The organism is Spirillospora sp. NPDC046719, assembly GCF_040645715.1.
In the GTDB taxonomy this organism is placed as follows: domain Bacteria; phylum Actinomycetota; class Actinomycetes; order Streptosporangiales; family Streptosporangiaceae; genus Spirillospora.
This window is the reverse complement of the sequence record NZ_JBEYYT010000459.1, coordinates 1-7,246: the sequence shown is the minus strand read 5'-3', so window position 1 is coordinate 7,246 and position 7,246 is coordinate 1. Positions and strand designations below refer to the sequence as shown.

8 protein-coding genes are annotated in these 7,246 nt (G+C 75.2%); 4 read left to right on the top strand and 4 right to left on the bottom strand.

Annotated elements, in window-relative coordinates:
* Positions 1-81 precede the first annotated feature (81 nt).
* Positions 82-1,512: an alpha/beta hydrolase gene (locus ABZ914_RS42930; RefSeq protein ID WP_500200530.1), complete on the bottom strand. Its 1,431-nt coding sequence runs from the start codon at positions 1,510-1,512 to the stop codon at positions 82-84.
* Between the two features lie 115 nt (positions 1,513-1,627).
* Between ABZ914_RS42930 and ABZ914_RS42925 the strand changes: the two genes are divergently transcribed.
* From ABZ914_RS42925 to ABZ914_RS42910, 4 genes are all read left to right on the top strand, one after another.
* Positions 1,628-3,037, top strand: a complete 1,410-nt coding sequence (locus tag ABZ914_RS42925; protein WP_500200529.1) for an aldehyde dehydrogenase family protein — start codon at positions 1,628-1,630, stop codon at positions 3,035-3,037.
* A gap of 235 nt (positions 3,038-3,272) precedes the next feature.
* Positions 3,273-4,022 (top strand): hypothetical protein, encoded by a 750-nt coding sequence (locus ABZ914_RS42920; RefSeq protein ID WP_190854069.1) that lies wholly within the window; start codon positions 3,273-3,275, stop codon positions 4,020-4,022.
* 111 nt (positions 4,023-4,133) lie between these two features.
* A complete protein-coding gene (locus ABZ914_RS42915) occupies positions 4,134-4,985 on the top strand; it encodes a helix-turn-helix domain-containing protein (RefSeq protein ID WP_500200528.1) in 852 nt (283 codons plus the stop codon).
* A gap of 76 nt (positions 4,986-5,061) precedes the next feature.
* Positions 5,062-5,529: a YkvA family protein gene (locus ABZ914_RS42910; protein ID WP_500200527.1), complete on the top strand. Its 468-nt coding sequence runs from the start codon at positions 5,062-5,064 to the stop codon at positions 5,527-5,529.
* Here ABZ914_RS42910 and ABZ914_RS42905 read toward each other — a convergent pair.
* The 3 genes from ABZ914_RS42905 to ABZ914_RS42895 form a co-directional block, all read right to left on the bottom strand.
* A complete protein-coding gene (locus ABZ914_RS42905) occupies positions 5,474-5,803 on the bottom strand; it encodes a DMT family transporter (RefSeq protein ID WP_190854075.1) in 330 nt (109 codons plus the stop codon). The genes ABZ914_RS42910 and ABZ914_RS42905 overlap by 56 nt on opposite strands.
* A 110-nt stretch (positions 5,804-5,913) precedes the next feature.
* Positions 5,914-6,774: an LLM class flavin-dependent oxidoreductase gene (locus ABZ914_RS42900; protein WP_500200526.1), complete on the bottom strand. Its 861-nt coding sequence runs from the start codon at positions 6,772-6,774 to the stop codon at positions 5,914-5,916.
* 76 nt (positions 6,775-6,850) lie between these two features.
* Positions 6,851-7,246: PucR family transcriptional regulator (locus tag ABZ914_RS42895; RefSeq protein ID WP_500200525.1), on the bottom strand; the 396-nt coding region annotated here is incomplete at its 5' end.

Genomic DNA, 7,246 nt, shown 5'->3' with positions numbered 1-7,246 from the left:
CGGGGGCCCCCCCCCCGCCCCCACAAACCCCCCCCCGCGCCCCCGCCTCCGGGGGCCCGCGTCGGCTCGTGGGGCCGGTGGTCAGCCGTTGAGGAACCGGTAGACGGCCTCGCGGCCCTGCGTGCCGCGCTCGCGGTTCTGGATGGAGTGCGAGGCCCCCTTCACCACGACGAGCCGGCCGAGCGGGGCGCGGCGGAGTTCCTCGCGGGCCCACTCCAGCGGCGTCGACAGGTCGCGGTCGCCGTTCAGGAGCAGGATCGGGACGGCGGGGAGCCGGTCCTGCGCGGGCTCGGCGGTGTGGCGGGCCCAGGGCCAGTTCCGGCACTCCTGGACGAACCCGTCGCCCACGGCGGTGTCCGCGGTGAACGGCCAGGTGGCGGAGGCGGGCAGGGTCCGCCGGACGCGCTGCAGGGCGGCCTCGCGCCCCGCCTGCGGCGCCTCGGAGGTGCCCCACGGGAAGTGGCCGTCGCCGCAGATGGTGGCGATGTGCAGCCCGGAGCTGTACCCGGCGACCGGGTCGCCGCCCGAGTCCATCATCCGGAGCAGCGCGTCCAGCCGTGCCGGGTCGCCGTGCCGGGCCTGGTGGAGCGCGGTGACGACGTCGCCGGACCCGGCGGGGAGGCCGCCCGGGTCGGGGTCCCGGTAGGTGGGGTCGAGGAACTCGTAGCTGACGAGCATGTCCCAGATCAGGACGTGGTCGGAGCGGTGCCGGGCGAGCCAGGCGAGGTCCTGCGCGGGGTCGAACCCGCAGGCCGGTGCCGTCTCGCAGGCGTCGCGGAGCACGCGCGCCGTCGCGCGCAGGCCGGTGAGGTACAGCATGTCGTCGTTCTGCGGGTCGACGTGCGGCAGCACCGAGTCAAGGACGACCTTGCCCACGTTGCGCGGGTGCGCCACGGCGTAGCTGGCGGCGGTCATGGTGCCGTAGGAGACGCCGTCCAGGACCATCGTGCGGGCGCCGAGCGCGCGGCGCAGCAGGTCGAGGTCGCCCACGGTCTGCTCGGTCGTGTAGTAGCTGCGCCGGTCGCCGAGGAGGGAGGCGCATTCGCGGACGGCGCCGGGGCTGGGCGGCTCGATGTCGCTGCTGCCGACCTCGGCCTGGAGTTTCGGGCAGTCGATGGCGCCGTACTCGCCGGTGCCGCGCTGGTCGATGGTGACGAAGCGGTAGTTCTTCGCCAATTCCGGGAGCCTCTGCTCAGCCATGCGGGAGATGAACGGCACGCCGGGCTGCCCCGGCCCGCCGGTCAGGAACAGCAGGACTCCCTTGGGCGCGGCCACGTTGTCCCCGGTGGCCACCTGGAGCTTGAGCGTTCCCTTGGCGGGGTCCCGGTGGTCGAGCGGGACGGTCAGCGTCGAGCAGGTGTACCCCGCCGGGCCCGCGCACGGATGGGGATCCTCCAGCCCGGGCGCTCGGGCGGAGGTGGTCGCGTGCGCGGTGGCGGCGGCCGCCGGCGCCCCGCCGGACGCGGCGAGGGCGAGGCTCAGGGCGAACACCGCGGTGAGACGTGATCGCATGAGCCGATCATCCGCCGCGGGCGGCGCCCGTCAAGAGGGCGCTCGTCAAGAGGGCGGTCCACGGTGAATACTGAACGTCATTCGGTTACACCCCCACCCGAGCGGAGGAGCAACGGTGTCCGAGAACTTCGCGATGACCATCGACGGCGCGGCGGTGGACGCGCCCGCCACCTTCGGAGTGATCAACCCGGCGACCGGCGAGGTGGCCGAGCGGGCGCCCGACGCCTCCCGCGAGCAGCTGGACGCGGCGATGGCCGCCGCCCAGGCGGCCTACCCCGCGTGGCGCCGCGACGAGTCGGCCCGGCGCAAGGCGCTGCTGGCCGCGGCCGACGTCATGTTCGCCCGCTCCGAGGAGATCGGCCGCATCCTCACCCTCGAGCAGGGCAAGCCGCTCGCCGACGCGACGATGGAGGTCGTCGGCGCCGGGGTGTGGCTGAAGTACTTCGCCGAGCTGGACCTGCCCCGCGAGGTCATCCAGGACGACGACAACGCCGTGGTCGAGGTCGTCCGCCGCCCGATGGGCGTCGTCGCCGCCATCACCCCGTGGAACTTCCCGCTGCTGCTGGCCGTGTGGAAGATCGCGCCCGCGCTGCTGGCGGGCAACACGATGGTGCTCAAGCCGTCCCCGTTCACGCCGCTGTCCAGCCTGAAGCTCGGCGAGGTGCTGCGCGACGTGCTGCCGCCGGGCGTGCTCAACGTCGTCACCGGCGGCGACGAGCTGGGCGCCTGGATGACCGCGCACGAGGTGCCCCGCAAGATCAGCTTCACCGGCAGCGTGGCCACCGGCAAGCGGGTCGCCGCGGCCGCCGCCCCGGGCCTCAAGCGGGTCACCCTGGAGCTCGGCGGCAACGACCCGGCGATCCTGCTGGACGACGCCGATCCGGCGGCGGTCGCGCCGAAGCTGTTCGGCGGCGCGTTCCAGAACAACGGCCAGGTCTGCTCGGCGATCAAGCGGGTGTACGTGCCTGAGGCGCTGTACGGCGACGTGGTGGACGCGCTGGCCGAGCAGGCGAAGGCCGCCAGGGTCGGCGACGGCATGCAGGAGGGCGTCCAGTACGGGCCCATCAACAACAGGCCGCAGTACGAGCGGGTCAGCGAGCTGGTCGCGGACGCCCTCGCCGGCGGCGCCCGCGCCGCGGCCGGCGGCCGGCCGATCGACGGCCCCGGCTACTTCTTCGAGCCGACGATCCTCGCCGACATCGCCGACGGCGCCCGGATCGTGGACGAGGAGCAGTTCGGCCCCGCGCTGCCGATCATCAAGTACACCGACCTGGACGAGGCGCTCGCCCGCGCGAACGGCACGCACTTCGGGCTGTCCGGCTCGGTGTGGAGCGCCGACGCCGACCGCGCCGCGGAGGTCGCGGCGGAGCTGGAGTGCGGCACCGCCTGGGTGAACACCCACCTCGCGCTCGCGCCGCACCAGCCGTTCGGCGGCTTCAAGTGGAGCGGCGTCGGCGTCGAGAACGGCCCGTGGGGCCTGTACGGCTTCACCGAGATGCAGGTGATCCACCGCTCGAAGCACTGAGCGGACGGCGCGAGGGGGCCCGCGGGAACGCCCGCCGGCCCCCTCGTCCGGCGCCCTCCTGAAGGCCCTCACCGGCGGTCTTCCCCAGGCGTTCCCGCCCCCGATCGACATGTGCGGAAAGTCACGACTTCGAGTCCGGAAAGTGACATCACCACTACTGGCGGTCCGGTCCCGGAATGGGACACTTTCTGAGCGGGGGCCCTCGGTACCGCACCGCCGACCGTGGAGGAGCCGGATGCAGACATGGGACGTCATCCGCCAGGACGACCTCGGCAACAAGTTCCATGTGGCCGCGCACGACTCCCGGGTCTCGGCGCTCGCGCAGGTCCTGGCCCTGGAGTGCGGCGTCCCGCACAAGCAGGCGTACTGGGTGGAGGGGCCGCCTGGCCCGTCCGTCCGGACCAACCGCGACCTCTACCTGATCTTCCTGCACCTCGGCCAGGAGGCCCGCGCGGCCTCGTGGTCGCTGTCGGCGTTCCTGCGCGCGCTGTGGAAGGTGTCGGCTCCGCTGCGCGACAACGAGCGCCTCGGACCCGACGACGTCGCCGCGATGTTCGCCGCCGCGTCCACCACGCCGCCCGCCCCCTACGACCCGGCGTGGAGCGCCAAGGACCTGTCGCTGCCCGGTGACGAGCCGGACGGGTACGCCGACTGGGAGCGGGTCGTGCTGTCCCAGGTCGCCGACCTGGAGGACTTCCTCGCCAGCCCGCCGGGGCCGCAGGCGCGGTTCGGCGTCGACGCGCCCCGCCCGGCCGGCTCGGGCGCCCGCGCGACCCCGGCCCGCTGGTACAACTTCGACCCGGCGACGTACCTGGAGTGCGCGGTCGCCGGGAGCCTCGGCGGCTGGGACGCGGCGGACGGCGCGCGGGTGCCGGTGCCCACCCCGGCCGGCGAGCCCCCCGCCCGCTCCTACGTCCGCGAGATCACCACGATGACCTGGGGCGACCTCGCCCGGATCGCGGTGTGCGGGCAGATGTACGAGTGACCCCGCCCGGGCGCGGTGGCGATCTCCCCGCGCCGTCGCGATGCCCCGGGCGCCGTCGCGATGCCCCCGGGCGTCGGCGCGATGTCGGAGGCCGGTGGTAGTAGTGGGGGCATGGTCGACAGGCCGGTCGTGATCCGCGACCGGGGAGGCTGGCTGGAGGCGAGCGGGCCGCCGCACCGCGCGCTGCGCCCCCTCCTGCGCGCCTACCAGGGGTACTTCGAGCCCGTGGCCGTCCCGGCCCGGATGCGGACGCTCCCGACCCGCGGCGCCGTCGTCATCGTCAACCTCGGCCCGCCGATGCGGCTGGCGACGCCGTCCGACGCCGGCACCGAGTACGGGTCGTTCGTCGCGGGCATGCACGACGGCCACGGGGAGTACACCACCCCGGGCGGGCAGCACGGCATCCAGCTCGACGTCACGCCGCTCGGCGCGTACACGCTGCTCGGCGTGCCGATGGCCCGGATCACCAACGCGGCCGCCGAGCTGCCGGACGTGCTCGGGGCGGGCGCGGCGGAGCTCGTCGAGCGGCTCGCGGAGACGCCGTCCTGGGCGGCCCGGTTCGACCTGATGGACGCGTTCCTGCTGCGCCGGCTGGAGATCGGCCCCGTCCCGGCCCCGGAGGTCGCGCGGGCGTGGCGGCTGCTCGACGGCACCGGCGGCGCGGTCGGGGTCGCGCGGCTCGCCGAGGAGGTGGGCTGGAGCCGCCGGCACCTCACCCAGCGGTTCACCGAGCAGGCCGGGCTGCCGCCGAAGGTGATGGGCCGGGTCCTGCGGTTCCGGCGCGCCATCGGGCTGCTGTCGGACGGCGGCCTCGGACCGGCCGAGGCCGCGGCGGCCTGCGGCTACTACGACCAGGCGCACCTGAACCGGGAGTTCCGCGCGCTGGCGGGCTGCACGCCGTCGCAGCTGCTCGGCGGCATGCTGGAGGAACAGCGGACCACCACCGCCGCCGAGCCCGCCTGACCCGCGCCCGCGCGTCCCGGCGAATGGAACGCGCCTGAACGGCAATACCGCAGACGACTCCCCCCGGAGGTGCACGATGGCCTGGTTCGGAGCGGTGCTGCTCGTCGCGGGCGGCATCACCGTCCTCACCGCCGGCGGACGTTTCGCCGGCGTCGACCTGACGCTCGCGGGCGCCGTCGCGCTGTCCGCCGGAGCGGTGCTGCTGGTCGCGGGGATCCTGCGGCTGCGCCGCAGGCGGCGCCTCGGCCCGGTGGCCGGCGGCGCGCAGGCGTACTACCGGACGTCCACCGGCAAGATCGTCGCGATGGTCCTCGCGGTGGTGTACATCGTGTCGCCTGTCGACCTGATCCCGGACGTGTTCCTGCCGGTCGGGATCGTGGACGACGCCACCGCGCTGACCTGGCTCCTGTTCGCGCTCGGCCAGGAGTACACCCGCCGTTCCGGCGCGCGGCGCGCGGTCGCCGCGGGCCCGGAGCGCGCGCCGGAGCCTAGCCCCGGCTCACTCCGCCGCCGAGGTTCATCACGACGACGCCGAGGACGATGATGACCGCGCCGGCGATCGTCAGCGGCCTGACCTGCTCGCCGAACAGCACGACGCCGCCGGCGAAGGCCCCGATGGTGCCGAGCGCCGACCAGATCGCGTAGACCGGCCCGACGTTCAGCGAGGTGAGCGCCTTGGCCATGAACGCGAACGAGATCAGGTAGCCGGCGACCACCAGCACGGACGGCCCGAGCCTGGTCATCCCCTCCGAGGCGCGCATCGCGAGCGTGGCGGTGACCTCGAAGGCGATCGCGAGGGCCAGCAGGACGTACGGCATCGCAGGAGTCTAACCGGGCGCTTCCGGGCCGGGCCCGGCGGCCCGGCCCGCGTCCCCGCCCGTTCCCGCCCGTTTCCCGGCCCCGTCCCGGCCCGGCCCGGCCCCAAGGCTCACCGGCCCTGCGCGGCGACCTCCTCGAACACCTTCATGTCGGCGTCCCACGGGGTGCCCGGACGCGGCCAGTGCAGCGCGATCTCGGTGATGCCGAGCTCGGCGTACCGGCCCGCGAGGTCGGCGAACGCGCCGGCCGACGCGAGCCACGGCTCGCCGCTGAACCCGGTCAGCAGGATCCGGTCGGCCGGGGCGCGGCCCTCCGCCTCGCACGCCTCGCCGAACCTGGCCAGCCGCTCGCGGACCACGTCCAGCGGCTCGCGCCCGTCGCCGTGCGGGCTGGTCACCCAGCCGGAGCCGTACCGGGCGGCGAGCCGCATGCCGCGCGGCCCGTCACCGGCGATCACGAACGGGACCCGGGGCCGCTGGACGCAGCCGGGGTCCGACACCACGTCCAGCGCGCTGTAGTAGGCGCCCTCGCCGGTGGTCTCGGGGCCGCGCAGCACCCGGTCGAGCAGGTCCACCCACTCGGCGAACCGGTCCGCGCGCTCGCGCGGCGTCCAGTCGCCGCCGCCGAGGACGCCGGCGTCGGACCGCCGGTTCGTCCCGCCGGAGCCGATCCCGACGGTGAGCCGGCCGCCGCTGACGTGGTCGATCGTCCGGATCGCGTGCGCGGTCGGCACCGGGTGCCGGAAGTTCGGCGAGGTGACCAGCGTGCCGAGCCGGACCCGCGAGGTGACGGCCGCCGCGGCGGCCATCGTGGTGTAGGCGTCGTACCAGGGCGCCGTCCCGCGCCAGGCCAGGTGGTCGTAGACCCAGGCGTGGTGGAACCCGAGCTCCTCGGCGCGCCGCCACAGCTCGCCGGCCTCCGGCCAGGACTGCATCGGCCACATCACCGTGCTGATCCGCGGTGCGGTCACTGCTCCCCCGTTCTGTCTCCGGGACGCCCCGCCCCGGGGCGCCGCGTCCATCCCATCACCCGGCACCGACGGCCGGTCACGCGCCCGGCGCCGCGAGCCAGCGGCGCAGCGCCCACCACCAGTGCGCCGTCCGCTCCACCGCCGCGCCGCCGGACGGGTCGAGCAGCGCGCGGCCGGTCAGCTCCTGGAACCGCCGCACCCGGTACTTCACCGTGTTGCCGTGGACGTGCAGGGCCGCGGCGGTCGGCTCGATCCGGCTGCCGTGGTCGAGGTAGGCGAGCGCGGTCCCGGCGAGCTCCCGGTGGAACGGGTCGTCGCGGTCGAGGCCGCCGAGCAGCCCGTCCGCGAGCAGCCCGCCGAGCTCGGGCTCCGCCTCGGTGACGGTGAGCAGCGCGAGGCCGGCCAGCTCCCGCAGCCCGCTGAGGCCCGCCGCGGATCCGGCGCGCAGGGCGCGGCGGCCGAGGTCGTACAG